This window comes from Kitasatospora sp. NPDC127116 (assembly GCF_042677365.1).
GTDB classification, from domain to species: Bacteria; Actinomycetota; Actinomycetes; order Streptomycetales; family Streptomycetaceae; genus Kitasatospora; species Kitasatospora lactacystinica.
Window position 1 is genome coordinate 124,799 of the sequence record NZ_JBHXTL010000005.1, and the last position, 24,863, is coordinate 149,661.

The window sequence follows — 24,863 nt, forward strand, 5'->3', positions numbered from 1 at the left end:
GGTCACTGGGGGAGACGCCCCCGGGACCGGGGGTCTCATGCTCGACCGGAAGGTGGTCGATCCCCACGACGTGAGGCCCGTGGCCACAGCCGGATCCAAAGGACCGAGGAGCGGAGGTGCGTGTGCTGTCGAGCAAGTGGTGTCGGGGGGTCGCCGTCGGGGTCTTCGCCTGGGTGGCGGCGTCCGGTCGCCCGGGGCCGTCGGCCCAGGCCCAGGCGGCGCCGAACTCCCTGGTGACGCTGCACCAGGTGTCGCACATGACGATACTTCTCACCTCGATGGGGCAGGACCAACAAACCCACCTCAAGGAGGAGGTGAAGGACCACACGGACCAGCGGTGGCTCCTACACCCGGACGGGACCGGCGGCTACACGATCAGGGACCCGAGCGGCAGCTCGTGCCTGTCCTCGGCGTCCCTGGAGAACTACAGCTGGATCGTGCCCGCCGCCTGTGATTCCGCCCAGTCACCTCACCGAACGTGGAGACTCGTGCACAAGGACGCCGGCTTCCAGGTCGCCGATGCGGCGAACACCTTGGCCTGCTTCCACGGTTTCACCGAGGACGCCGGAGAAGTCATGGTGTGGAGCTGCAGCAATTACACGGACCAAGTCTGGTTGCCGGTCTTCGAGCCCCGGTGAGGCTCCTCCGGCTGCGCTCGATCGTCGTTGCCCCGGCGAGGTGAAGCTCCGCGCGCCGGGCAGGGGACGGTGCTGACCGCCTCCTAAGCTCGGTCCGGTGACAGCTGGAGTCCATCGGCAACTCGCGATCTTCCTGGCTGCTGCCCTACCCCTCGCGGCGGTCGGCTGCCAGGCACCGGCATCCGCCGATGCGCCCGACACCGCGGACTGGGTCACCGTCCGACTCGCCTCGGACCTCACCAAACTCCTCACCGACCCCGGCGGCCCCCTGGTCATTCGCGACTTCGATCCTCAGCTCACCGGCCAACGCTGGCTCATCGACCGCCGGGCAGGCACAGGCCCGTACATCATCGGCGACGGTGGCATCCGCTGTGTCTCCGCCCCGAACGGCAGCCAGGGCACCCAGATCGTGAACACCGACTGCGCCGGGTCGGACGTCACCCACTGGCGGTTCGTGCCCCAGGCGGGCGGTTTCCGGATCAGGAGCGACGAGACCCCGTACTGCCTCGGCGCCCCCGACTCCGCCAAGCCGGTCGTGCTCTGGCCGTGCGGTGACAGCGGCACGAACGACGTCTGGCTTCCGGTGATCGAGCCCGCGTCACTCTCACCCTCCGCGTAGAGACCTGACAGGAGCCGCCCATGGCCTCGATGACGCTGAAGGACCTGCGCACCCGGCTGGCCGACGCCCAAGGCAGGACCTTCACCCTGACCGGCACGGAACTCGGCGTGGGCGCGTCCGACACGGTCTTCGGCACTTATCTCACCGGCGGCACGCTCACCATCACCGCTGCGGCCACGGACCCGGACGGGCTGACGGCGGCCGGCAGTGTCACGCTGCCGGGCAAGGGCGGCACGACGGCCGTGAAGGCCGCGTTCACCGCCGCCTCCGACGACGTCGGCGGTTACACCCTCACGTTCCCGCTCGCCTCCGGCTGGACTGTCACCACCAGTGACGGAAAGGTCCACGACTACAGCACTCTGCAGAAATCCGGCACCCTGACCTCGCCCGCGCTCGTCCTGCGGGGCCAGGAGTCGACTGGCAGCGGCGTCCTCACCTGCACCTCCGGGGACACCCCCTACGCGTTCGCCCTCGACGGCTCCGGCACCGTCACCACACCCGGCGGTCTCACCCTCGGCAAGGCCGCCAAGGCGTTCGGGTTCGGTATGGACGAACAGCTCGACATCGAGCTCACCGACCTGTGGATCGGCAACGACCCGAGCAGGAAGGCGACGGTGATCACGGGCAGCCTCCGGCTCTCCGAGGGCCACCAGGTCGCCTGGGTGGCGGTCCTGCAATGGCTCGACCCCCTCCTCTGGGGGATCACCGTGGTGACCGCCGACCTGGGCTGGGACGTCCCCTCGCTCTCACCCCTCGCCCACATCATCCCGTCGACGTCCAGCCTCGTGGTCTCCAGCGCCGGGCTGACCTTCGTCCGCAGAAAGCTCGAATCGGAGAAGCTCACCGAGTTTCAGCAGATCCTGCGCGAGACCGTCGGTACCACCGCCCGCCCGGTGCCGACGCTCCCCGACCCGCCGCTGGAGGCCGGCGCGATCGCGACACTGGGTTACAAGATCGGCGGCATCCCGCGGGACGGCGTGAAGGTCCGGCTCGGCGCTCTGTCCAAGGACACCGAGTCGGACGACACCCCTCCTGATGCCAAGGCCGAGCAACACCCACGACCCGCCTCGGAGGGGCCCTTGCGTCTGGACACCGTGAGCCTGGGATACGAGGGCGGCACCATGGCGATCACCATGGACCTCACCTTCGCCCTGGGGCCGATCGTTTTCCAGGTCTACGGGCTCGGGCTGGCCTACTGTCTCAAGGGCTCCGAACACGGCCGGCAGAAGCCGACGATCAGCGGCCTGGGAGTGGAGGTGAGGACCGGCCCGGCCGAGCTGCTGGCGGCGCTGCGCTATCGGTCCGACGACCACTACGATCCGCTCGTCGAGGGGGCCGGACTCCTGACCCTGCCCTCCTTGGTGGCCACCGTCGTCGGAGCGTACGCCCGTCCCACGGGCGATCCGTTCGCCTCCTTCTTCCTGTTCGGCAGCCTCTCCGTCGGCGAGAAGAACGCCCAGGGCCTGGGCCCACCGTGGTTCCGGGTCAAGGGCATCTGCCTGGGCGGCGGCTACAACAGCCAGGTCCGGCTGCCCGGTGTCGCGGAGATCGACAAGTTCCCGCTGCTGCGTGGCGTGGACGACCCGGCGCTGTTCGGCGGGAACGATCCGCGTCCGATGGACGTCCTGAACGTCCTCACCGGCGGGTCGCACCCCTGGGTGAAGCCCGACAGCGGCGAGTACTGGATCGCGGGCGGACTACGGGCGAGCATCGTCGAGTTCGTCGACCTGCGCGCCATCCTGCTCGTCGAGTTCGGCAACGACCTGGTCGTCTCGCTGGACGCCCTCGGCGTGTGCGACCTGCCCAGGGAACCGCCGCAGAAGGCCGCCGCGGCCACGGGCGATTCGAAGGGCACCACCCCCACGATGGCGCACATCGAGCTCGCAGCCTCTGCGTCGTACGTGCACTCGCAAGGGCTGCTGCAGCTCTCTGCCGAGCTCGGCAACAAATCCTGGGTCGTCTCCAAATACGCCAAGCTCACCGGCGGCCTCGCCGTATGCTCCTGGATCGACCCCAGCCCGCACCATGGGGACTTCGTCCTCAGCTTCGGCGGCTACCACCCGGCCTACGACAAGCCCGACTGGTACCCGGCCGTGCCCCGCCTGGGACTGAACTGGACGATCGACGACAAGACGCACGCCCGGGGCGAGGTGTACGCGACCGTCACGCCCAACGGGCTGATGTTCGGCGGATCCCTCGCCCTGGTGTACGAAACCGGTGCCTTCAAGGCGTGGCTGACCGCGCACCTCGACGGCCTCTTCGAATGGAATCCCCTCTACGCCGAGATCGCGGTCGGGGTCTCCGTCGGTGTACAGGCCACCGTGTCCGTCGCCTTCGTGCACGTCACCGTCAGTGTGGAGATCGGCGTCGACCTCGACTGGTGGTCGCCGCCGGCCGGCGGCCACGCCGACGTCCACCTGTGGTTCCTGTCCTGGGCCTTCGACTTCGGCGACCCCAGTCCCGACCACAAGGCGGTGTCCTGGAGCGCGTTCCAGAGCCAGCTGCCGCCCCAGGATTCCTCCAGGCGGACCTGGACCGAGATGAAGGAGATGACGACCAGCCCCGACGAGGACGAGGAGGCCGTCGGCACCCCCGAGGATCCGGCGGCCCCGCCGGTCTGGGTCGCCACCAACCGCGGTTTCGTCTTCGGCACCTCCGCCGCCGTGCCGGCGACCCGGCTGTACCTGGGAACCCGGCAGATCACGGACGGGAGCGGAACGGACGGCGGCGCGCTCTTCGTCCGCCCGCTCCGGACGGAGACCGACTCGGTGCACACCGTCACGGTCACCGACGCAGACGGCAAGACGGTCGACACCTCCGCGTGGCCCGCCACCGCGGTGCCGGGCACCGGGCCCGTCTCACTGTGGGGCCGCGACGAGCTGACGCTCGACGGCCCGGGGCTGGTCCACCACTACGACGGCCTGCGCATCCCGCTCCCTGACCCGATTCCGGCCCCCGACCCCTTCGTGGCACCCGCCAGGCGCTTCGCCACCGACCCCATGACCGGCCCGATGCCCTACGACGGCACCGACGTCCCCGACGGTCCCGCGCCCCACCAGGCGGCCGGCACACCGGGGACGATCGCCGACCAGATCGCCGACAGCACCCACGCCGGACGGCGGTCCGCGCTCTACACCCGACTCGGCGCGCTCGGATACGCACCCGGCGCCGGCCAGGGCAGCGACGATCCCCTCGTCCGCTACCCGGCGTTCGCGGGGCACGATCTGACAGCCGCGCCACTGCTCCTCCCGGAAGGCACGTGACCACGCGATGACCTCGCTCCCCAGCACCGACTACGCCTTCCGGGACAACACGGTCCCCCAGGTCGAGGCTGGCCTGTACCGGGTCACCGTCACCCACGACCTCCCCGGAATCGACGACCCCGCCGCGAAGGCCTACTTCGCGGATCCCGTCGTCCGTATCCTGGACGTCCGCACCCCGCGGTTCCGCCTCCCGCCCGACGCCGTGCACTCCGTCCACCCCGCGCACGGCTGCGTCGGCACCTTCGACGACGTCCTGCCGCACATCACCCTCGACCACCCCGAACTGCCCTGGCAGACCCCGGTCGGCGTCAAAGCCCCCCGGGAGACGCCGTTCCTCGCCCTGCTGCTGTTCGCCGCGGGAGAACTGCCCGGTGACCCGGAGGCCACCGGACGCACCGACACCCGCAAGGTCAAGGACCTCCTCGCCACGCCCCCGAGCGAAGCCGTCGCCCCCGCGATCGACCCCGCGAGTGTCGAGGCGGACGTCCTGGGCGGCAACTGCGCCACCGTCGACGTCCCCACAGCGTTGTTCGCCCGGGTCGCACCCCGCCTCGACGAACTGCACCTGCTGGCCCACCTGCGCCTGGGCGGCGACGAGCCCGAGTCCCTTCCGGCCCTCTCCGCCCTGGCCCGCTCCCGATCCGTCCACGGCGCCGTCCGCACCGCACCCCGCCACGCCGAACCCGTGGACACGGACGACCCACAGCAGCCCGGCCTGCACAGCGTCGTCCTCACCAACCGCTTCCCCGATCCCGCCGGCGGACAGTACGCCGCCCACCTCATCTCCCTCGAAGGGCACGCGGACCGGCTGCCCACCTCCGACGACGACGCCGGTGCGAAAACTCCCCCGCTACGCCTCGTAGCCCTGCATTCCTGGACGTTCCGCTCGCTCGCCGACATCGGCGCGCACTTCGGCGCCGTCATGGAGCAGCTCGCCGCCGCCGGCTCCCCACACCCCGACGCCCTCACGCTGCGCCTGGACCCCAAGAGCGCGGACGGCGACCTCAAAGACCGCCTCACTCGTGGCTTCGTCCCGGTGTCCCACATCCTGCCGACCGGCGAGCACACCTACGCCTGGTACCGGGGACCGCTCACCGCGACCCCCGCCGCCATCGCCCCCACGCCCACGGCGCCCTACAGCGCCGACGCCTGGATGGTCTACGACCAGTTCGGCGGCGTGTACGACCTCGGCTACGCCGCCGCCTGGACGATCGGCCGCTCCCTCGCCATGGCCGACAGAGCCTTCACCACTTCGCTCATGAACTGGCGCGGCGCCGTCCGGCAGGCCCTCGGCCGGGCGCTGACCGCCCGTCCCGGCCGCCGCCACGGCAGCCTCAGCGGCACCGGCGCGGTGCTGGACGGGCAGGCCCCCGCCGCACTGCTCGCCCCGCGCGCCGCCCGAGACGTCTTCGACACGGCGGTCCGCCGCGGTCTGGCCGACCTCGTTCAGCAGGCACGGCCTCCGCACGACCGCGGCAGCGGCGCGGACGCGCCGACCAGTCCTGTGCAGGGCCAGCGGGATCGGCTGAAGGCCTTCCTCGACGACGCCGAGTTCTGCCGTGCTCTGGGGATGGTCGCCAGGACCCCGGCCACTGCAGTCCTGGACTGGCTCGACCGGCTCGCCCTGCTTTACCCCGTTCCCTTCGACCATCTTGTGCCTGACAGCCGGGCCCTGCCCAACGAGACTCTGCGGCTGTTCCACGTCGATCCCGCGTGGCAACGCGCCCTCGTGTACGGCGCCCTCAGCGTCGGCGCCGGCACCTCACTGGACCTCGCCGCCAACGACCGGCTCGCCAAAGCGGCGATCGACAAATTCCCCCGGGCCATGACCGGATTCCTCGTCCGTTCCGCCCTGGTGCCCACCTGGCCCGCGCTGCGTCTGCGGGTCCGCGGTACGGGACCGGACGGCAGCGCGGGAGTCCTCACGCCGGTGCGCGCCGATGTCCTCGCGCCCGATGTGGTGCTGGTCGTCGTTGACGGGCTCCTCGATGAGATCGACGTCGCGGAGCCGCCCCAGGCCATGCACCTCGGATACCAGCCGGACGACGGCACACACGGCGACCACGTGCGGCTGCGCGACCTCGTCACCGATGTCGGCGCGCCGCTGGACTTTTACCAGCCCATGAGCGACGCGTACCGCCAATCCGGCGCGGGCCTGCCCCGCGTGTTGAAGGTGGCGGGTTTCAGCGCGGACCTGCGAAAACTGCTCGGTGCGCACGCGCACGACGGCGAGCTCGGCCCAGCCGGATTCGCCGTTCAGATGATCGCCTCCCCCCTCCGGATGACCTTCAAGCACTCCTCGTCGTGAAGGGACGCCACTCGGTGAACACCCCCTCGCCCGTCCCCCTCGTCGTCCCGATCGAGATCGACGCGCTCCTGGTCAACCCACCCATGCTGACGAGCCGCCCCTTCGACCGGTGGCAATCGGACTACCGGCTACTGCTCCAGGGACAGTCACCCGACGATTCGCTGAACACCGTCCCACTCGACCAGGGCGTGTACCTCCAGTGGCAGCTGCCGGGCGCGTTGCGCAACTGCCGTCTCGATCAGCCGTCCGCGCACGCGGAATTCCCGCGCATCCCCAACCGCTGGCTGGTCGTGCGGGGTTGGGGTCCGGTCGATGGGCGCAAGGCACGCGGCTGGATCGTGGAGAGCGACTGGTGCGGAGACGACTCGCACAGCGGCACCACCCCGTTCCTGAACCCCGACTGGGCACCGGGCGTCGGGACGACCACCGACGGTTCGTCTCCTGCGTTGACGCGCTTCATCGGCCGCACCGTCCCGCTGAAGGAGTGGGACGGCGGCCCCAGCCCCGCGCCGTCGTTCGTCACCGCCGCAGGCTCCGGCCAACTCGCCTTCACCGCCTTCCAGCCGCACAACCAGGACGTGCTGTCCATGCGCGATCCCCTGGACGACGTGGAGGACACCGCAGACCTGTGCTACCTGGTCACCGGATGGCACGCCGATTCCCGCGACGACCCGCTCACCCACGCGACGAACCTGTCCGAGCTCTACTGGACGGTCGTCGGCGACCAACCCACCTCGCCCCCGACGGCGGCGCTGTACACCGGGCAGGTCCTCGGTCTCACCTGGGACCGGAAGGGTGACCGCTGGACGGACACCGACCGCGTGCCGCCCTCGCCCCGGCCGGCCGGCGTCGATGTCGACGTTGCCGTGGGCCACAGCTCCGCCGACGCCCTCACCGCGCTGCTCGCCGCCACCCAGACACCCCAGCCGGAGATCGCCGCACTCGAAGCCCTGCAGTACGGCCTCCTGGACAGCCTGGACAACGACGCCCCCGCAGTCGTGGACGACGCCATCCACCACTCCTGGTTCGCCACCACACCCGGCGGCTGGACCTGGGAGATCCACGACCGCGACCGCAGCGACAACACCCTGCCGGTGCCGAGCACGCTCACGGCCCAGGAGGAATCACTCCTCGACACCCTCAATCAGGCCCAGGCCGCGCACGACCAGTGCTGCCGTACCCTCACCACACTCCGCCAACAGCTCTACGACATCTGGCTGCTCACCTTCAACACCGAACTGCCGGACCAGTACGACGACCCCTTCAGCGCCGCGCTGGACCCCACCGCGCCGCAGAGCATCGCCGCCCGCGTCCACGCCGCCGATGCGGACATCACCCGTCGGCGCACCGCCACCCGGGACCGCGACCACGTGCCCTGGGGCGACACCCCCGACGCGGTCGCCGTTGCCGCGGGCGCCTATCTGGCCGGGCACGGCGGGGACATCCGGACCCGTGTCCTCAAACGCGTGCCGCTGCCCGGCTTCCACCGGGCGGTCGATCCGGTCGTCATGCTCCGCGGCATCTCGCCCGCGCCCCTGCCCAACCTGCGTACCACGGTGAACTGCCGGCTCACCATGTCCCTCGTCACCGCCGTCGTGGGCGCCGTTCCCGGGCCCGAGGCCTCCCTTCCCGACACGCTGGAGCAGCACCCGTACGCCGAGACGGTGCATCGGCTGCTGACGGAGTTCTGGGTCCTCGACCGTGCCCAGAACGCCGGTGTGCTCGCCGCCGCCCTCGCCGACCCAACCAAGGTCACAGGCGTCGCACCGCAGTACGGCACCGATACCTGGACCCAGCCGTGGAAACCCCTCTTCCTCACCTACCGGGCGTTCCACTACTCCCTTCCCTACCAGGACTCCACGGGCACCCACTGGACCTTCGACGGGTACACCTACACCTGGAACGGAGCTCCGGTCCCTGCTCCCGAGGACTACCGGGAGGAGAAGGCACGGGTCCTGCTCACCCCCCACGCCGTGTTCAACCTCGCCGCACAGGTCCGGCGCTACCAGGAGAACAATCCCGGCGTCCTCACTCCCGAACTCCTCGACCTGGAGGCGAAGGTCACCGGCTGGGACCTGCTCAGCCAGGCCCTGAGCGGGCTGACCCAGCGCATGGGCCTGCGCGATCCAGCCACCCAGATGCATCCGTACGACCCGAACGCCTCCGCCCACCCCGCCGACCCACGGTCGCTGCCCGCACTCATCGCGGGACAGCACCACACCGCGCCGACGCCCGGCCCAGCGCCCGACAGCGGCACCTGGCCTCCGTCGCGGCTCCTCCAGACCCGCAGCGGCCAGTTCTACTTCTCGGAACTGCACGTCGTGGACCAGTTCGGCCAGGTCTGTGACGTCATCAACCCCGACAAGGGCGACGCTCAGACGAAATCCGATACCGGCTTGCGCAGCGCCGAGAAGCGACTGCACCTGTCCGCCGCCGTCTCCTTGGACGACACGCGGACGGTCGTCCCGCCCGCCTACCGCATGGCCTCACTGCGCCCCCGCCTCCTCCAGGCAGCCCGCCTGTGCGCGGACTGGATCTCGACGCAGTCCGACGACACAGTGGTCAGCCCGTACTCCTCGGCCACGCAGGTCTGCGGCTGGCTGCTTCCGAACCATCTGGACCGGGCCCTGACCGCCTACGATCCGGACGGCGGCCCGCTCGGTGAACTCCGAATCGCCTACGACGACAGCCTGTTCTGGAAGGCCACCCCCCACAGCACCTTCCCGACCCTGGACTCCCTGGCGGACCGGTTCACTCACCTGCACGGCCTCCTCGCCGCGCTCGCCGCCCGCGCCGACGCCGGACCGGCCTTCACGGCCCTGCTGTCCGCCGTCGACGAGACCCTCCACACGGTCAACCCCCTCGGCGGCTGGGACGACCGCACCATGTCCGTTCTTGTCGGCCGACCACTCGCCCTCGTGCGGGGGCGCCTGCGCTTCGAACTGGACGGACCGCCGCTCTACGACTCCAGCTGGGAGGCGTGGCAGTACGTCGTCGGCCTCAAGCAGGCCCCGCCGCCGCCACCGGACTTCCTCGGCCACCGCTGGAACGTGCGGCTGGGCAGGGCCGACAACCTCCGGGACGGTCTGATCGGCTACTTCGAGGACACGGACTACGGCCTGCTGCGCGCCGTCACCGTTCCCCAGCAGCCCACCACCACGTACCTGAGCGGGATCGGCACGGGCTTCACCCTCGACATCGCGGGGGCCACACCGATCAAGTACGTGACCATGCTCATCGATCCGCGCGCCGCCGTCCACGCCGCCACCGATATCCTGCCCACCGTCCCCTGGCAGCTGCCCGCCGCGCGCGTCACCCCCGCCCTCGCGCGGATGGAGGTCTCCTACCGCATCGGCCCGCTGCTCGCGTGCATCGAGCCGACCGACGGCGGCGACCGGCTCATCGCCCCCCGCCCGTCCACCCGGCACGGCACGTGGACCTTCGCCCAGCCCCGGCGCGACGGTACGGCAGGCTGGACCGAACTGCCCGTCGGGCCGGCCGACTCCGTCGCGCGGGTCCCCCCGACGCCCCCCACGGCCCGCAACGGTCGCATGGTGCTGCGTGGCGCCGTTTCCGAACACCCCGAAGACCGGTTCCGCCGGAACCGCTGAGGAGGTCCGTCGTGTTCATCAGCCGCGCCGCCGACTCGGACAGCATCCTGGACTACGCGCTGTTCACCCACCCCGTCCCGCTCCAGGTCAACTTCGCGGGGCAAGGGGCCGCCCCCACCGGCAACGGCCGGATCGTGGTCACTGTGTCCAACAGCACGGGAAACACGGTGGAAATCGCCTCACTGTCCTTCACCGTCGAAGTCGGCCCCGAGCCCAAGGACCTGACACTCCACCCGGATGGCATCCGGCCGACGGCCGCGCCGGGCGACTGGACCCTGTCCCTGAATGGCGGGACGTTCACCGCCCTGCCGAAGGATGCGACAGCCGCGTACGTCTCCTTCGGCACCGGGACCAGTTACGCGTTCACCTTCGACACCATCGACGTCAATACCGCGGTCGGCATCACGACCTTCACGGTCACCGAATCGCAGTACGACAAGCCACCCGCCAGACACGTCCACTTCCTCGTCGGCAAGGCCCCCTACGGCTTCGAGTTCGGCAACTTCCGCCCACAGACCGTCGACCGGGCGGATGCGCAGGGCCACCACGCGGCGATCAATCCGGGAGACCCGGTAACCCTCCTGTGGGACGGATCGCAAGGAGCCACCTACGAGATCATCCACGACCGCGAGCCGCCGTACGCCGTCCCCGAGGGAGCCCGCTCCTGGCAGTCCGGACCGGTGTACCGGGACACCACCTTCCACCTGAGGGCCACCCTCACCACGCCTGGTGGGAGCGTCCAGGTCAACCACTGTCTCGCCACCACCGTCACCGTCCTGGGGCCCGTCACCCTCGGCACCGAACAGGATCCGGTCAACCTCCTCGTCACCGGAAACTCCATCACGTGGGGCGACTCCCGCACGGACGGCGGGCTCACGGTCTCGGGCAAGGCGTCTTTCGAACAGGACGTGGGCGTCGGCGGCCGCCTGACCGCCGGTGCCACCGGGCTCTTCGGCGCATGGGACGACGTCTGGACGCCTGCACCCGACGAGCTCACAGCGGCTGCCAAGGACGGCAAGCCGAGAACGAGGCCCATTGACGCGAAACCGACGGACGGCTTCGTCCTGGGCGCGCTCAGCATCCCCTCGATCTCGGGAAGAGGAATGTACACCGCGGTTCACGTCTGGTGTTCGGTCACCGGACGGCCGGATGTCGGGGCGCAGGTCATCCAGCAGATGGGAGTGGGCTTCATGACGATGCATGACAGCTTCCTCGCGCCGGTGCTGGCCGGCTCCGGCTTCACCCTGGGCTTCAGTGCCCTGCACGTGCCCCAGACGGAGGGAGTCACCTTCGAGCTCTCCTTCCACTGGATCCCGCTCGGCACCGGGCCGACGGCAGCGGACCAGGACCGCCCTGCCCCCACACCCTGACCGACTGCCATCCAGCCCGGGCCGCCGGGGTGACGGCACCTCGACACGGACGTCGTTCGCCGCCCGCACCATGCCGCACCCCCGCGCCTCCTGGCGCACCACCGCCAGCCCGACGGCGCGTCGGCATCGCCACAACACGATCCCGCGTCCGTGCTGCTGGTAGCTTCACGGACGTGCCCGCGCTCCCCCGCAACACGGCTTTCGTCGTCGTCATGCCCGACACGATGGCGCAGGACCTGTGGGACGCGCTGGCCACTCGCCTGGGTCCGCTGCACCTGCGGGTGCTCGCGGCGACATCGCTGATCCTACGGCCGCCGCTGCTGTCGGCGCTCTACGCACACGGCACCTTCAAGCAGCCACGGCCGGGAGGCGCAGCGAGCGGTTGGCTGTCCTACGCCGTCGCCGAACTGGACGCCTCCGTAGCAGCGGTCGTGCGCACGCCGTTCGACGTCGACCTCGTCGGCTTGCTGGACGCGTGGAAGGGCCCGAGCGCCTTCGGGCGGCGCCACCCCGGGGACCTGCGGTCGGTGGCACCGGCGGCGCACCGCTGCTACTCCCTGCTGCACACCCCGGACGACGCCGAGCAGGCCGCGAAGGACGTCGTCACGCTGCTCGGCGAGGAGACCCTGAACGAGGTGCTCTCCCCGGACGCGCCGCAGCGGTGCCGGTTCGACCGGCTCCGCCGACTGCGCATGCCGACGGGGCTGCGCTCTGCGACGCACCCCTACGACGTGGTGATCCGGTGCGTGGTGAGGGCGGCAGCCGTCCTGTCGTACGACCACGCCACGGTGCCGAGCCGGGAGTGGACGGGGTTCGTCGACTCCGCCGAGTGTGTCCGCGACGAGCTCAGCACGGTTTCGCCCGGATCGGTCGCGGTCGCCTGGTGGTCCGCCGCCGCGATGCTGGCGGCACGGCTCCCCCGGCCGCCTCTCCCCGCCATCGGGCCGCCCCGCGGCCGGGCCACCATGCTTCCCGAGCTTCACGGTGCTCTGCGGCGACTGCTCGCTCCGGAGCGGTACGACGCCGCCGCCAGCCTGGCCGTCGAGGCGGCCTTCCACGCCCACGACCTGTTCCTGGACCCGTGGGAGCGCCACACGTTGCGGATCGCCCTGTCGTTTCCGGTTGGCTGAGGCCCCTTGAGGAACGACGCACGGGTACCGGGTCAGCCGGGTGCGTGCTGACCGGTAAAGGTCCGACCCGACGGCTCGGCGTTGTCACGCACGGGTACCACGTCGCTGACGTCGAGCTCCAGGCTCAGCTCCACGTCCTCGGCAAAGCCGGCCGCCACCAGTTCGCGGGCCGAGACGCAGTCGCGCAACACGTCGGAGCTGGTCCAGGAAGCCGCCGACAGGGCTGCCTCGGCCGACAGCGACAACCCGGCCTCGCGGAGTCGGAGACAGAGCAGCCCGGCGCCCAGCCAGTCCTCGGCCGCCGGGCGCATTCCGCTCACTCCGGGTTCGACCGAGCTCCATTGTTCGCCGCTGGCGACGATGGTGATCCGCCGCGCTGTTCCGCTGGTCAGCACGGCGCGCGCGGTGCGGGCCGATGCCGCTGCATTGCGCAGCCCAGCGACGAGGAGTGCGGGCGCGGAGGCCGAGGCGGCGACGATCGAGGCGCCGTTGAGCGAGGTGAACAGCACGCGCTGGCCTGGCTCGGCACGTGTGAGGCTGCCCGGCGAGAGTGACAGGGCGCCCGGCGGCACCCGGCGCCGCTTGCTCAGCGCGCGGGCCCTGAGCCGCTCCGCTGCCGCTTCCCGGCCACCCATCTCGGCGATCTCGGCCCCGCTGTACACCAGGCAGGCGAACCCGCGGTCCACGGCGACGGCGAGTGTGGTCGAGAAGGACAGCACGTCCACCACCACGACCGCGTCGCCGCGTGCCGCGGCGAGCGCCGCCCCGGGGACTCCCCACTCCACGTGCACGTCGTGACTCGGCCAGGCGTCGAAGTCACTCGGTGCGAGGACGTCGGACGTCGGCACGCCCTCCACCGGGAAGTCAGCGTGCGGCATGGCCGGCGCTCGCGTCGAGCCGCGATCGCGAGAAGCGCTCCTGGTCCAGCGCGATCTGCCTGCGCGTGAACGCCTTGGTGCGGCTGACGAAGTCGAGGTCCGGCAAGTCGTCGGGGTCGAGTCCGTGCAGGGCGGGCAGCTCGCTGTAGTGCTCGCTGGCGTACGGCACCCCGGCATCCTCGGCCCGCTCCAGGACCGACTTGCCGAAGTTGCCGGCGACGCCCCAGTCCGAGGACGTCCCCACCTGTTCGCGGACCCGATTGACCACCGACCAGACGCTCGGGTGCAGCTTCATGTCCGTCCCGGTGAACTCACGGCTGGTCCCGGTGAGGAGGGACGAGAGGTCGTTCAGGCCGAGCAGCAGGTTGGAGGCGCCCATCGCGAGGACTTCCGGGATGTCCAGCAGGAGCGAGGGGATCTCGACCATGGATCCGAACCTGTTGGGCCATCCCGCGCTGTCGAGCATGTCCACCGCGAAGCCGAAATCGGAGGCGTCACGGACGAACGGCACCAGCAGGTGCAGATTCGGGTGGTCCTGGGCGATCTCGGCGACGACGCGCAGCTCGGTCTCGAAGGCGCCGGGCAACTCCAGCGCACGCCGGATTCCGCGTCGTCCCTTTATGAAGTCGGCTTCGTCGTACCGTTCGTCGACACCGATCAGGGTGTTGGCCTCCTGCGAGGTCATCTCACTCGTGCGGTACCAGACCGGCGCCTGCGGGCATGAGGCCATGACGGCCGCGAGGTAGCCGGCGAGCGCCCGCTGCGCGTGCGCAGTGGTGATGAAGTGGCCCTCGGCACGCAGCACGTACTCGCTGCGGATGAGGCCGATACCGTCGAAGCGGGCCGCCAGTGACGCCGGCGGGACCTCGCCGCTCAAACTGAGCAGGTGGCGCATTGGCGGCCGTTTGCGGTGATCTCCAGGCATGGTCATCCCTCGGTCGTCTCAGTGGTAGCAGTAGAGGTGGGCGGTGCCGGTCGCCGCCCACCCGAGCCGGGCGAAGAAGCCGCCCGAGGCGGCTCCCCGCTCGACGAGCGCTGCCGCCGGCGCGCCGGCGGCAGCGGCGTCCACGCACTGCCGTGCGGCGCCGCGGTGCCGGGACGGCGGTGCCGACATCACCGAGCACACCAGACGTCGGGGTCCACCGGCGACCTCGGCGGCCAGGCCCTGCACGCTGGCCGCAGCCACCAGCCCGCTCCTGCCGCGGACCCGCGCGTGCCTCCACTGGGGGTGGCACCGCGCGCTGCCGGCCAGCGGAGTGAGCCCGACGGCGCGGGACATCGCCACAAGCTCAGCCCACTCCCCGGGACTGGGCTCGCCGATCGACACGTCGTCGTCATGACCTCCGACGCACGGTCGCTCGCCCATCGTCCAGATCTCCAAGGTCATCGTGTGGACGTCGGCGACGACGGCTGCGGGGAACGGCGTACCCAGGCTCAGCACGCGCGCGCCGGTGTGCAGCACCGTTCGGATCCACCTTCGTCCCTCACCCGTCAGCAGTTCGGGCCAGCAGAGCAGGGAGCGGTGGTGGAACTGGACGCCGCGCATCCCGTCAAGCCACGCCGCTGACGGCGCCGCACGGCCGGTTCCGGACGAGCCCAGCACGTCGGTGCTACTCACCGAGCAGCTCGAAGATCTGGCGGCCGTCGAGCTCCTGGAACCGCTCATACTCAAAGAGCCCGAGCTTCTGGAGGGTTTGGCCGGCATGGGTTCGGGCCCGCTCGCCCGCTGCGGAGAGGTCGCCGAGTGGGTGGTGCGCGGCGAGCAGGCGCCGCGAATCGCGCAGGTGCATCGTTTCGTCGCGGCAGACGAAGCCGAAGGCCGCGGCGGTGCGGTCGTCGCCCCGTTCCTGCGCCTCGCGTACCAGCGCGCGCATCGGGCCGATGATGCCAAGCTCTCCGAAGAGCGTGATCTGCGTCCACGCGTCCCAGCCCGACATCGCGCCGCGCACCCGAATGCCGATCATGCTGCACTCGTAGTCGTACGGGTCGGCGCCGCGCTCGGCGAGCAGCGTGTGACCAATTGCCGCGTGCCGCGCCTCGTCCCACGCCAACCGGGCGAGATGGCGGAGCGCGTCGAGCGGCGCCTCCTCCACCAAGTCGAACAGGGCGAGCGCGAAGGTCTCCAACGCGTCGATCTCGTCACGGTTCACCCGCAGCAGCTCGACCAGATCGTCCTCGTACTTCGAGCCCGAGGACCGCCAGTCGGTGGCTTTGCGGTAGTCGCGGGTGTGCTCGAACGTACGGAACCGGGGGTCACGGACGCCCATCGTCGGTCTTGACGGACAGTCCGGCACGCCGGGTTCCCGCGGTGCCGCAGGCGCCTCACCGGCGCTGTCCGCGAGCCGAGCCTCTGCGGAGAAGAACCAGGCGAAGGCGTCGTCCATGTCCCACAGTGCGCGTCGGCGCACCCGCTCGGACGGCCCGTCCAGCAGGGAGTCGAATACCGCCGAGTCGAACGCGTCGAGCAGCGGTCGCAACCAGTCGTGCGGCATCGCCGCGAGCCGCGGGCCGGCGGGAGAGGACAGCGCGGCGGCAAGCCGCCGCCGGGTGCGGTCGCCGGGCGCCCGGTCGGCGGGTACCGCGAGACCGCCCAGCTCGACCAGGCGTTCCTCGATGGATGCGGCGACCTCTGTGAGTGTGTGCAGCGCTTCCCCGATGGCCAGCTTCCCCTCGAAGTCGGGCACGTCGAGGGTGCTCGCCGCCAGCAGCCGTACGGTCGCCCAGACGTTGCCTCGAAGGCGGGCGAGCGTGCCCCGGCTGCGCTCAGGATCCGCGCCGGGGGCGGACGTGAACGCGCGTGGCCACGGAAGTGCCGCTGTGGGGGCGGTGAGGGTCTGGCCGGTCACTGGTCCGCCTTCCTCCCGGGGGCCCCTGGACAGGGTCATGCCGATGCCTCCCCGATTGTTTGCTCGGCCGCGTACGCCAGGCGCAGTGCGAGCGCGTCGATCTCTTCCTGCGGTTCGATGCCGACGCTGATCCGGATGAAGCACTCCGCCGGCGTCGCGTTGAGTGTGTCCCGGCCGTAGGCGCGGCCGGTCGTCCGCGTCCACCCGAAGCCTGCCCGCACCCGGGGGATTTCGTCTCCGGCCGCCCATCGGGCCACGGTCATGCGGTGGAGGTCCTCGGGATCCGTGCCGGGCACCTCGGGCAGCCGGACGAACACCATGCAGCCGTCGGCTCCGCGGCGTACGGCCCTGGCAATCGCGTCGTCCCGGCCGACGGCTCCTGTGCAGGCGTCGGAAACCCGCAGTACGGGCATCGCGGCGCGCAGCGTCGCAACAAATCCGCGGCGGCGCGCGGAATGCACGGCGAGCCGCTCCCGGCAGGTCCGCACCTCGCCGGGGCGCAGCCAGTGCAGCGCCCGCCCCTGGAGCTGGTGACCGGTCCGGCGGGCGCACTCCCGGGCGGCGTCTGCCCACGCCGACCAGCCGTAGACGACGCCCACCCCCGCCGAACGGGTGAGGTACTTCATACCTGACTCGACGTAGAGGACGTCAGGGCCGGTGGCGAGCTCCTGTGGCAGAAGACCGTGGCCCAGGGCCGAGACGTCGACCACCGTTCGCACCCGGAACTCCAGCAACGGCTCGATCATCGGGACGTCGCAGCTCGGGCCGTTGAGCGACGGCTCGACCAGCGCCAGGGCAGGGCGGCGCTCGCGAACCGCGTCGGTCACCGCTGCACGGTCCCGCATGTCGACGGGGACGGCCCGCACCCCCCAGGGTGCGTACAGCCCGTCGAGGAGGTCCCTGGACTCGAAGTACATCCCCTCGTGCACGAGGATCTCCGCCCCCGGGGCCAGTCCCGAGCAGCGAAGGGCCACGTCCAGCGCCGACATTCCCGCGTTGACGAGGACGGCCTGATCCGCGCCGAACGCGTCTGCGAGCATCCGTTCCACCTGCCGCCGGCGGCCGTTCTCGTAGCTGTCCCAATAGGCGTGCGGGCTCGCGCCTGCGGCCTGGGCGTGAGCGTCACGCCAGAATTCCTCCATCGACCGGTAGGCCCGGGCAGGCTCGAAGACCGCCCCGAGCCTCGCAGCCAGCTCGGACGACGCGGCCTCGTACAGGGCGAAGGCGTCACCGAACCCGGCGGCGCTGTGTACCGCCTGCCGCAGCCGGGCCGGCGGCCGGATCCCGAGACCGTCGTACTCGGCGGCCAGTTCGGCGGCGAGGACGTCGAGATACCGCCGGCCGTCCGGGGCGGCGCGTGCCGCGTCGGACGGTGGACTCACGCGATGGCCGGGCGTCCAGACTGTCAACGGTCCACCACCAGGAGCGTGTAGGGGAAGGGCATGCCGGGCACGTCGGTCCGGGTCTCCTCGTGGACGACCTTCCCGTAGCCGCCGAGGACCTCCCGCCACTGCTCGACGGTGCGGTGCTGCTCCACGCACGGAACGTCGAAGTTGTTGAGGCACCGATTGAAGAACTGGTCGACGAAGAGGTGGAAGGCCTCGCTGTTCGCCCCGTCCACGCAGTTCTCGACGACCACCCAGCGGCGCGCACCGGTGCGCGCCGCTGCCTCGAGGAGCCGGCCGGGGTCCGGCTCGTGGTGGAGGACCGTACTGATGAGCAGCGAACGGAACGGTCCTGGCGGCAGTACGACACCGGGTTTCACCCGGTGGACCTGGAAGGGCTGCGTCGCCCAGTCCACCTGGTAGGCGTCCGGCCGCTCGCACCCGGCCACGCCGTCGGCGGGCAGGCCTGCCGCGACCAGGGCTCGCAGGACGCTGAAATCCCCGCCCAGCACGTCGAGCACGGGTACCTGGAGGTACGAGCGCAGCCAGGACGCGAGGAAGGCCGACCGCTCCTGGCTCAGTACCCGGTTCCACTCACGACGGACGCCCGACTGGGCAAGGACGGACGCGGCGGTGGCGAAGCCCTCGCGCTTCAGCAACAGGTGGATCAGCCGCGCCATGCCCAGTGGGTCGGTGACCTCGAAGTCCCCGCGCTCCCAGACGCCCAGCATCCGCTCCTCAAACACCTCGAGAACCGTGCCGGCCACTGTGGGGCTCATCGCGGCCCCACCATGATCCGGGGATCCGCGATGGCGGCCACCACCTGATCCACCAGCTGTTCGGCGAGACCCGGGTCCAGGTCCCGCTCCACGGCGTGGAGGAAGTCCAGCACGTAGTCGACGGTGCGCCGGTCACAGTCCCAGTCGTACCTGGTACAGAGAGTCAGGGCTGCGAAGTCCTCCGGATGTTCGATCGAGTACGCCCACTGCCCGTATTCGGACATGGTGCGGGACAGTTTGTCATCGCTCTCCCTGGTGTAGCCGCCGGTCTCGGAGAGCACGCTCGATACCAACTCCCTGGCCCACTCCTGGTCGTGCAGCCGGGCCAGGCTGGCCCGCAGACCACGTTCCCGGTCCGTGTCCGCGACCCGGCGGCCGACCTTGAAATCCAGCGCGCACTCGACCGAGGTGTGGCCGAAGTCGCGCTCCAGGTGCTTGCGGGTGTCGTGCTCGCGCGGGTCTCTCTCCGCGATCCCCAACTTGAGGGCGTCGTCGAAGAACGTGTCCATCCTGTCCGTGGCCAGGTGCATCTCCTGGTAGGCCCAGCCGATGCGGTGCGGCTGCGGCGTCAGCTGAGGTCCGTAGTGGATGACCCAGTCCGTGATGATGTGGCCCTCGATCAGCTTGGCGGCCCGGGACGGTTCCGTGCCCTCGGGAGGACCGGACGCAGTCCGGCGCAGGTGGTGGTAGGCCCACTCGTGGCAGTGCGCGAGGTTGGGGAAGAGCGCCAGCACGGCGTCGTCCTCCCAGACTTCTGCACCGCTCACCCCGGCGTGCTCGATGACGGCGAGGTGCCCGATGATGTCCACTCTTCGTTTCCTCCCCGAGGCGCGTGATGGTCTGTGTGGGATGCTGGGGCGCGGCCGACGGCGGGCGTCGGACTGTGAAGGGGTTCGGGTGTGGAGCCGGCGTAGGCCTGCCACGTGCGGCACAGCACGTCGACCTGCTCCCCGAGCCACGCGCTGTCGAGGACGGGCTCGAAGCGGACGCGGCGGTACCAGTCACCGACCCGTTCCGGCAGCAGGTCCGTGTAGCGGAGCCGCCACTTCCAGCGGGTGATCGAAAGCCCGAAGTGGAAGATCAGCGCGTCCACCAGGCTGTCGGCGGCCCAGCAGAGCTTCAGGTACGCCTCGTCCGGACGGCCGTCGCGGATGCTGGCCGGGATCCCCTTCGTCGCGTCCCGGACGTTGACCAGCGCGGCGTCCCGCTTGAAGGCTTGGTAGGCGGGCCATGGCACGGCTTCCCGGAGCCGGTCGAGGACCTCTGCGCCCACGACCGGCATTCCCCAGCCGAGGGCGTGCATCAGGTCGGTGCCGACCTTCACGTCCAGCCCGCCGACCCGGGTGAAGTCCGCCTCGACGGCCGCCAGGTCGCGAATACCGGTGTCGAGTGCGGCTGCGGCAGCCAGCACCGTTCGTGTCGGCCATACCTCGACGTCGATCTCCTCGCCGCTGTCCGCCCGCAGGTAGCACATGGCGTAGCCGTTGGCGATCTGCTCGGTCCGCCGCTCGCCGGAGCGCCGGGCGGCGAGTTCCTCGATGCGTGACTCGTTCGGCGTGATCAGGATGACGTCGATGTCGCCGCCCGGTGTTTCGAAAGGCAGCGTCACCGATCCGGTGAGCAGCAGCGTCTCGTCGTTCCCGAGCGTGAGCTGCCCGGCGAATCGGTCGGCGAGGCGCAGATCCCGCGCGAGGCGGGACTGCGCGCTCATGTCGGCACTTCCTGGTCGACACCTCGCGCTTCGCGCCAGGCGGCGTCGTAGATCGTCGACTGGTAGCGCGATCCGCCGTCGGGCAGTATCACCACGATCGACGAGCGCGGACCCGGCAGGGTCTCGGCGAGGCGTCTGGCGGCGACGACGGCGCAGCCGGACGAGCCGCCGACCCACAGTCCCTCGTCCCGCTGGAGTCGTAGGCACATCCGAATGGCATCCCGGTCCGTCACGGAGTAGGCCCGATCGACGAGGTCCAGGTCGAACAGGCCTGGAACGAAGTCGCCGCCGATCCCTTCGAGGAGATACGGGTGTCCGTCGCCGCCCGATCCCTCTGCGTGGGCGGCGAGGATGCTGCCCGCAGGATCGGCCAGCACGAGGAGGGCACGGCTGCCCGCAGCTCGGAGCGCCCGCCCGACACCGGTGAACGTGCCGCCGGTCCCCGCGCCGGCGACGAAAGCGATCAGCTCGCCTCCCGCCTGCGCCAGGATCTCCGGGCCGGTCTCCAGCTCGTGCGCTTCCGTGTTCCACGGGTTGTTGAACTGGTCGACGTAGTAGGCACCGGGCCGATCGGCGGCGATCCGGCGTGCGGTGTTGATGAAGCTCTCCGGGCTGGTCGGTGGCACTTCGTACGGGCAGCGCACGACCTGTGCCCCCCAGGCGCGCATCATCGCCTCCTTGTCCGGGCCCATCTTCGTGCTCATCGTGACGATCAGCCGGTACTTTCCGGCCGCCGCGGCGGCGAGTCCGAGGCCGGTGTTGCCGGCCGTCGCCTCGACGATCGTGCTGTCTCCGGGGACCAGGAGGCCGGCTTCCTCCGCCCGGGCGATGATGTGGCGGCCGATGCGGTCCTTCACCGACCCCACTGGGTTGGCGAACTCGCACTTGGCGAGGATGCGGTGCGGCAGTCCGGCGCCGATCGTGGTCAGCTCGACGAGAGGCGTGTTGCCGACCAACCGCATCGCGGCGCGGGTGAGCGTCCGCGGTGCCGGAGTCTGCACGGTCATCGCGCCGCCGTCCGTTCGCCGGGGCCGGCAGCGACCAGCCGCGGAGGAGGTACCGGGCCGGACGACACCGCGGCCACGTGGACGGGCGGGCCCGGCTCGACCCATCGGGTGGTCGTCCATCCACGGGTCAGCTCATTCCAGTCGGGCAGTCGACCCGAGGTGTAGCCGTGCGGCAACAGCGCGGCCAGTTTCACCGGTTCGACGGCCGACTGGAACCTGCAGTCCATCGACAGCCGTAGGGTGTCGCCGACGTTGGGGGTGGTCATGTGCACGGTCCTGCTGTGGAAGATCATGACGTCGCCGCAGCGGTAGTCGTCACCGATCCAGTCGCCGGCCTCTGACGGCACCGCGACCGCCTCCCCGCCGAGGCCGTCGTGGGGTGCGACCGGCAGCACGCCGAGATTGGCGCTACCACGAAGCACCCGCAACGACCCCAGGTCCTCCGGGCAGTCCCCCAGCGGGATCCAGACGGTCAGGACGTCGCTCGGGACCTGGTTGAACAGCGCGTCCTGATGCGGCGGTGTCGGGAAGGTCAGGTGCGGGAAGGAGATCCGTGCGATCTTGCGCGGGTGCACGACGACGGGGGCGCCGAGCAGCACGCGGAGCACTTTAAGTAGGGCGGGGCTGTGTGCCAGGCGGTGCAGGGCCTCAATCGACTGCACCACCTGGTAGCCCTCCCGCCATCCCGGGTCCGAGGCGGCCCTGCCGTTCATCAGCCCACGGTCGTGGTGCGCGACCGGGCCGGGCAGTGCTGCCGCCGGATCGGTGCCGGCGGCGAGCCAGCCGACCTTGGCCAGTTCGGTCAGCACTTGCCGGCGCACGTCGGCGACCGCAGCGGGGTCGAGCATCTCTCGGAAGAAGAGGAAGCTGTCGTCCGCGAATCTCCGCAGCAGTCGGTGCGGAGAGCGGTCGCCCGAGTTGTCGAAGTCGGCCATCGCCGGTCGGCTCATCGCCCCACCCCGGGTTCGGTCGGCGTGCCCTGTCCCACCCGCCGCCACCGGTCGTGCGGCCGGCCGGTGCGCTGGGCGATCTCCAGCGGGTACCCGAACCGCACGGGATCCGCGATGGCGTCGGACAGCCCTTGGAGGACGTCGCCCATCTCGTCCTCGCCGATGGCCCACCAGATGTCGCGCAGCCAACCGCGGATCCAGTCGAGGCATTCGGGCGTCTCAGCCAGGTGGAACTTGAGCGCGATCCCGCGGAGGTGGAATTCGTCGGGCTGGGTCGAACGGGACAGTGCCCCGCAGTACCGGTGGGGCTGCGTCTCGATCGGCTTGCTCGGCGTGATCACGTGCTCGGCGACCAGATCATGCACCCAGGCGAGGTTGGCCGCGGTGTCCAGGGCTTCGGCACGGACTTGTCGGAACGCTTTCGTGAGGTCGCGCCGATCGGACAGCCACTGGTCGATCGCATATTCGATCATGGTGTGTGCCCATCCGCGCCTGCTGTCGCGGGGCAACCCCTGCACGCGCCAACCGGCACGTTCGGCTTGCTCGTGAAAATGGTCGAACCGGCGGGCCACCAGTCCCATCCTGAGATAGGCCCAGCCTCGTCGGTGTTCGTGCCCGCGCCAGTGCTGGCCGTAGTGCACGACGGCGTCGCCGATCATGTGCGCCAGTACCAGTTCCGCCTGCGTGCCGACGCCGGCGAGTGACCAAGCATGCGTGTAGCCCCAGTCGTGGCAGCTGATCAGGTCCGGCAGCATGGCCGCCATCCCCAGCTCGCCCTCGTCCAGGGCGACGTCCGTGAAGGCGCCCGACTCGTGCGCGGCAACCAGGTGACCGAGAACGAACATGATCACATACCTGCCCTCGTCCGGCCCGGGCGTGTACCGCTGACACCTCGTGCCCCGTCGCCGGGCAGGGCCGGCCCGACGCCACGGCCCAGCCGGGCGCAATGGCGCAGTTCACCGTCCGACATCCGTTGCAGCACGTCGGCGTCCGTGTAGCGGCGGCGGCCGTCGCGCGAGTCGATGACGCTGCCGACGACGATCACGCCCCCGGGAGCCAGGTCGTCCCCGAGCCGGCTGATCGCCGCGGCGATGTCGGCGTCGGTGAAGTACGTGTCGGCGTCCACGTCGTCCCGGAGCCGCCGGTACAGGAGGCCACATGCCCGGATGACCTGTGCTGGACGCGGGTCATGGACGAACACGTCGTGACTGCGGAATTCGAGCGCCAGCGCTGCGGCGGCACACCGGTCCGGCGAGGGGTGCGCAGGTGTCACCCACTGGCAGGCTGTTCGGGCTGACGCGCTCTCGAGTCCCCGGGCGATCGGGGCACCGCAGTCCGGCCGGCGTGCGGAGGGTAGCTCCAGCGCCTCCGTGCTCTCGACCTGAATGCACCGGCCGGATCCGTCGAGGACGCCGGCCGCGCCGTCCGGCGTCTCGACCAGAGTGATGGCGGAATACGGGTCACCGGCCAGCACCGTCCCGCGCACGCCGGCGTCACGCAGTGCGTGCCAGAGATCGACACTCGTCCTGCCGTCCGAGACGGCCTCGTCCCGGACGCGGACGGCACCGCCGACGTCGAGCGAGCGCCCCAGCAACCCGACGTCGACCCCGGCCACGTGCCCGCCGTCGCCGCCGGCCGACACCACCAGCTGGGTGATCAACCGGTCCAGGCGGTGCAACCGGCCGAAGTGGGTGCTGCGACGGATCCGCGAGACCGCACGCTCGTCCGGAGCGGCCAGAGCCGCCTTGCCGATCAGGTGGTGCGCCTCCTCAATCGCCACGCGCACCGCCGGAGAGGACGTGCGCCGGTAAGCCGAGCGGAGCTCCGGGAGCAGCCAGCAGGACGTCACCGCGTCGCCGGCCCGACGCAGTGCCAGCCGGTGGCGCGCCGGCTGGGGATGCGCAAGGCCGGCGACGTACGCCACGCGGGAGGCCGCCCGGATCTGCTGCACCGGCCAATGCAGACTCAGCGTCTCGACCACTGTGGCTGCGGCGTCGCCGGCGGCCAGCAGCACTGCCGCCAGCACGGCCACACGGTCCTCGACCGGGAGGGCCTCGCCGTTGAGAGACTCCGCGCCGTCCGGCCCCTCGGGGTGGGGCCGTCCCGCACCGTCGACCGGCCAGGCACCGTGAGCCGGGCCGAAGGCCGCCGGCAGGGCCAGGGCTGTCGCGGCGACCAGCACACTCAGCGCGAGGGCACGCATTCCGTTGTCGCCGAGGCCCGGGATCGGGAAACCCGCGGAAGACACCAGTTCGAGAACGGTGCCGGGGACCACGACCCGGCCGGTCGACCAGACAACGGCCGTTGCGGCGGAGTCGACGTCCCACCGGACGGGCGCACCGACGAACGAGGACGCACCGAGCCGCAT

At 70.9% G+C, this 24,863-nt stretch carries 19 protein-coding genes; 7 read left to right on the forward strand and 12 right to left on the reverse strand.

The window, feature by feature from the left end; all coding sequences use genetic code 11:
* Positions 1-116: 116 nt before the first annotated feature.
* The 7 genes from ACFVHV_RS03750 (at position 117) to ACFVHV_RS03780 (ending at position 12,939) form a co-directional block, all read left to right on the forward strand.
* Positions 117-638 carry an RICIN domain-containing protein gene (locus tag ACFVHV_RS03750; RefSeq protein ID WP_380348619.1) on the forward strand — a complete coding sequence of 174 codons (522 nt, stop codon included), beginning with the start codon at positions 117-119 and terminating at the stop codon, positions 636-638.
* A 97-nt stretch (positions 639-735) separates the two neighbouring features.
* Positions 736-1,257 (forward strand): ricin-type beta-trefoil lectin domain protein, encoded by a 522-nt coding sequence (locus ACFVHV_RS03755; RefSeq protein ID WP_359907332.1) that lies wholly within the window; start codon positions 736-738, stop codon positions 1,255-1,257.
* Positions 1,258-1,277: 20 nt separating this feature from the next.
* The gene (locus ACFVHV_RS03760; protein WP_359907329.1) at positions 1,278-4,520 is read left to right on the forward strand and encodes a DUF6603 domain-containing protein; all 3,243 of its coding nucleotides are present in this window, start codon (positions 1,278-1,280) and stop codon (positions 4,518-4,520) included.
* Positions 4,521-4,527: 7 nt separating this feature from the next.
* On the forward strand, positions 4,528-6,828 hold the full coding sequence (locus tag ACFVHV_RS03765; protein WP_359907326.1) for a hypothetical protein: 2,301 nt from the start codon (positions 4,528-4,530) through the stop codon (positions 6,826-6,828).
* 14 nt (positions 6,829-6,842) lie between these two features.
* The gene (locus ACFVHV_RS03770) at positions 6,843-10,439 is read left to right on the forward strand and encodes a hypothetical protein (protein ID WP_359907324.1); all 3,597 of its coding nucleotides are present in this window, start codon (positions 6,843-6,845) and stop codon (positions 10,437-10,439) included.
* 11 nt (positions 10,440-10,450) lie between these two features.
* On the forward strand, positions 10,451-11,809 hold the full coding sequence (locus ACFVHV_RS03775) for a hypothetical protein (RefSeq protein ID WP_359907321.1): 1,359 nt from the start codon (positions 10,451-10,453) through the stop codon (positions 11,807-11,809).
* Between the two features lie 173 nt (positions 11,810-11,982).
* Complete coding sequence (locus ACFVHV_RS03780) at positions 11,983-12,939, forward strand: hypothetical protein (protein WP_359907318.1); 957 nt, start codon at positions 11,983-11,985, stop codon at positions 12,937-12,939.
* 32 nt (positions 12,940-12,971) lie between these two features.
* Here ACFVHV_RS03780 and ACFVHV_RS03785 read toward each other — a convergent pair whose 3' ends face one another.
* From ACFVHV_RS03785 to ACFVHV_RS03840, 12 genes are all read right to left on the reverse strand, one after another.
* The gene (locus ACFVHV_RS03785; RefSeq protein WP_380348622.1) at positions 12,972-13,817 is read right to left on the reverse strand and encodes a 2-phosphosulfolactate phosphatase; all 846 of its coding nucleotides are present in this window, start codon (positions 13,815-13,817) and stop codon (positions 12,972-12,974) included.
* Positions 13,804-14,712, reverse strand: coding sequence for a putative PEP-binding protein (locus ACFVHV_RS03790; protein WP_359907313.1), 909 nt, complete (start codon positions 14,710-14,712; stop codon positions 13,804-13,806). The genes ACFVHV_RS03785 and ACFVHV_RS03790 overlap by 14 nt, the downstream gene beginning before the upstream one ends.
* A gap of 48 nt (positions 14,713-14,760) precedes the next feature.
* Positions 14,761-15,363, reverse strand: a complete 603-nt coding sequence (locus ACFVHV_RS03795) for a hypothetical protein (RefSeq protein ID WP_359907310.1) — start codon at positions 15,361-15,363, stop codon at positions 14,761-14,763.
* Between the two features lie 64 nt (positions 15,364-15,427).
* Entirely contained in the window at positions 15,428-16,663 is a 1,236-nt protein-coding gene (locus ACFVHV_RS03800) for a hypothetical protein (protein WP_359907307.1), read from the reverse strand.
* A 35-nt stretch (positions 16,664-16,698) separates the two neighbouring features.
* On the reverse strand, positions 16,699-18,045 hold the full coding sequence (locus tag ACFVHV_RS03805; RefSeq protein WP_359907304.1) for a PLP-dependent transferase: 1,347 nt from the start codon (positions 18,043-18,045) through the stop codon (positions 16,699-16,701).
* 23 nt (positions 18,046-18,068) lie between these two features.
* Positions 18,069-18,827: a hypothetical protein gene (locus ACFVHV_RS03810; RefSeq protein WP_380348624.1), complete on the reverse strand. Its 759-nt coding sequence runs from the start codon at positions 18,825-18,827 to the stop codon at positions 18,069-18,071.
* Entirely contained in the window at positions 18,824-19,636 is an 813-nt protein-coding gene (locus ACFVHV_RS03815; protein WP_359907298.1) for a hypothetical protein, read from the reverse strand. Before ACFVHV_RS03815 ends, ACFVHV_RS03810 begins: the two co-directional genes overlap by 4 nt.
* Positions 19,591-20,538 carry a hypothetical protein gene (locus ACFVHV_RS03820; RefSeq protein WP_359907295.1) on the reverse strand — a complete coding sequence of 316 codons (948 nt, stop codon included), beginning with the start codon at positions 20,536-20,538 and terminating at the stop codon, positions 19,591-19,593. Before ACFVHV_RS03820 ends, ACFVHV_RS03815 begins: the two co-directional genes overlap by 46 nt.
* A complete protein-coding gene (locus ACFVHV_RS03825) occupies positions 20,535-21,545 on the reverse strand; it encodes a cysteine synthase family protein (protein ID WP_359907293.1) in 1,011 nt (336 codons plus the stop codon). Before ACFVHV_RS03825 ends, ACFVHV_RS03820 begins: the two co-directional genes overlap by 4 nt.
* Entirely contained in the window at positions 21,542-22,495 is a 954-nt protein-coding gene (locus ACFVHV_RS03830; RefSeq protein WP_359907291.1) for a phytanoyl-CoA dioxygenase family protein, read from the reverse strand. Before ACFVHV_RS03830 ends, ACFVHV_RS03825 begins: the two co-directional genes overlap by 4 nt.
* Positions 22,492-23,346, reverse strand: a complete 855-nt coding sequence (locus ACFVHV_RS03835) for a hypothetical protein (RefSeq protein ID WP_359907289.1) — start codon at positions 23,344-23,346, stop codon at positions 22,492-22,494. The genes ACFVHV_RS03830 and ACFVHV_RS03835 overlap by 4 nt, the downstream gene beginning before the upstream one ends.
* Positions 23,343-24,863: a hypothetical protein gene (locus ACFVHV_RS03840; RefSeq protein WP_380348627.1), complete on the reverse strand. Its 1,521-nt coding sequence runs from the start codon at positions 24,861-24,863 to the stop codon at positions 23,343-23,345. The genes ACFVHV_RS03835 and ACFVHV_RS03840 overlap by 4 nt, the downstream gene beginning before the upstream one ends.

Excerpts from the sequence above, each read along its gene's own strand:
- ACFVHV_RS03765 (WP_359907326.1), top strand. The coding sequence starts at position 4,528 with ATGACCTCGCTCCCCAGCACCGACTACGCCTTCCGGGACAACACGGTC.
- ACFVHV_RS03820 (WP_359907295.1), bottom strand. The coding sequence starts at position 20,538 with ATGAGCGCGCAGTCCCGCCTCGCGCGGGATCTGCGCCTCGCCGACCGA.
- ACFVHV_RS03830 (WP_359907291.1), bottom strand. The coding sequence starts at position 22,495 with ATGAGCCGACCGGCGATGGCCGACTTCGACAACTCGGGCGACCGCTCT.
- ACFVHV_RS03795 (WP_359907310.1), bottom strand. The coding sequence starts at position 15,363 with ATGCGCGGCGTCCAGTTCCACCACCGCTCCCTGCTCTGCTGGCCCGAA.
- ACFVHV_RS03810 (WP_380348624.1), bottom strand. The coding sequence starts at position 18,827 with ATGAGCCCCACAGTGGCCGGCACGGTTCTCGAGGTGTTTGAGGAGCGG.
- ACFVHV_RS03825 (WP_359907293.1), bottom strand. The coding sequence starts at position 21,545 with ATGACCGTGCAGACTCCGGCACCGCGGACGCTCACCCGCGCCGCGATG.
- ACFVHV_RS03840 (WP_380348627.1), bottom strand. The coding sequence starts at position 24,863 with ATGCGGCTCGGTGCGTCCTCGTTCGTCGGTGCGCCCGTCCGGTGGGAC.
- ACFVHV_RS03785 (WP_380348622.1), bottom strand. The coding sequence starts at position 13,817 with ATGCCGCACGCTGACTTCCCGGTGGAGGGCGTGCCGACGTCCGACGTC.
- ACFVHV_RS03790 (WP_359907313.1), bottom strand. The coding sequence starts at position 14,712 with ATGCGCCACCTGCTCAGTTTGAGCGGCGAGGTCCCGCCGGCGTCACTG.
- ACFVHV_RS03760 (WP_359907329.1), top strand. The coding sequence starts at position 1,278 with ATGGCCTCGATGACGCTGAAGGACCTGCGCACCCGGCTGGCCGACGCC.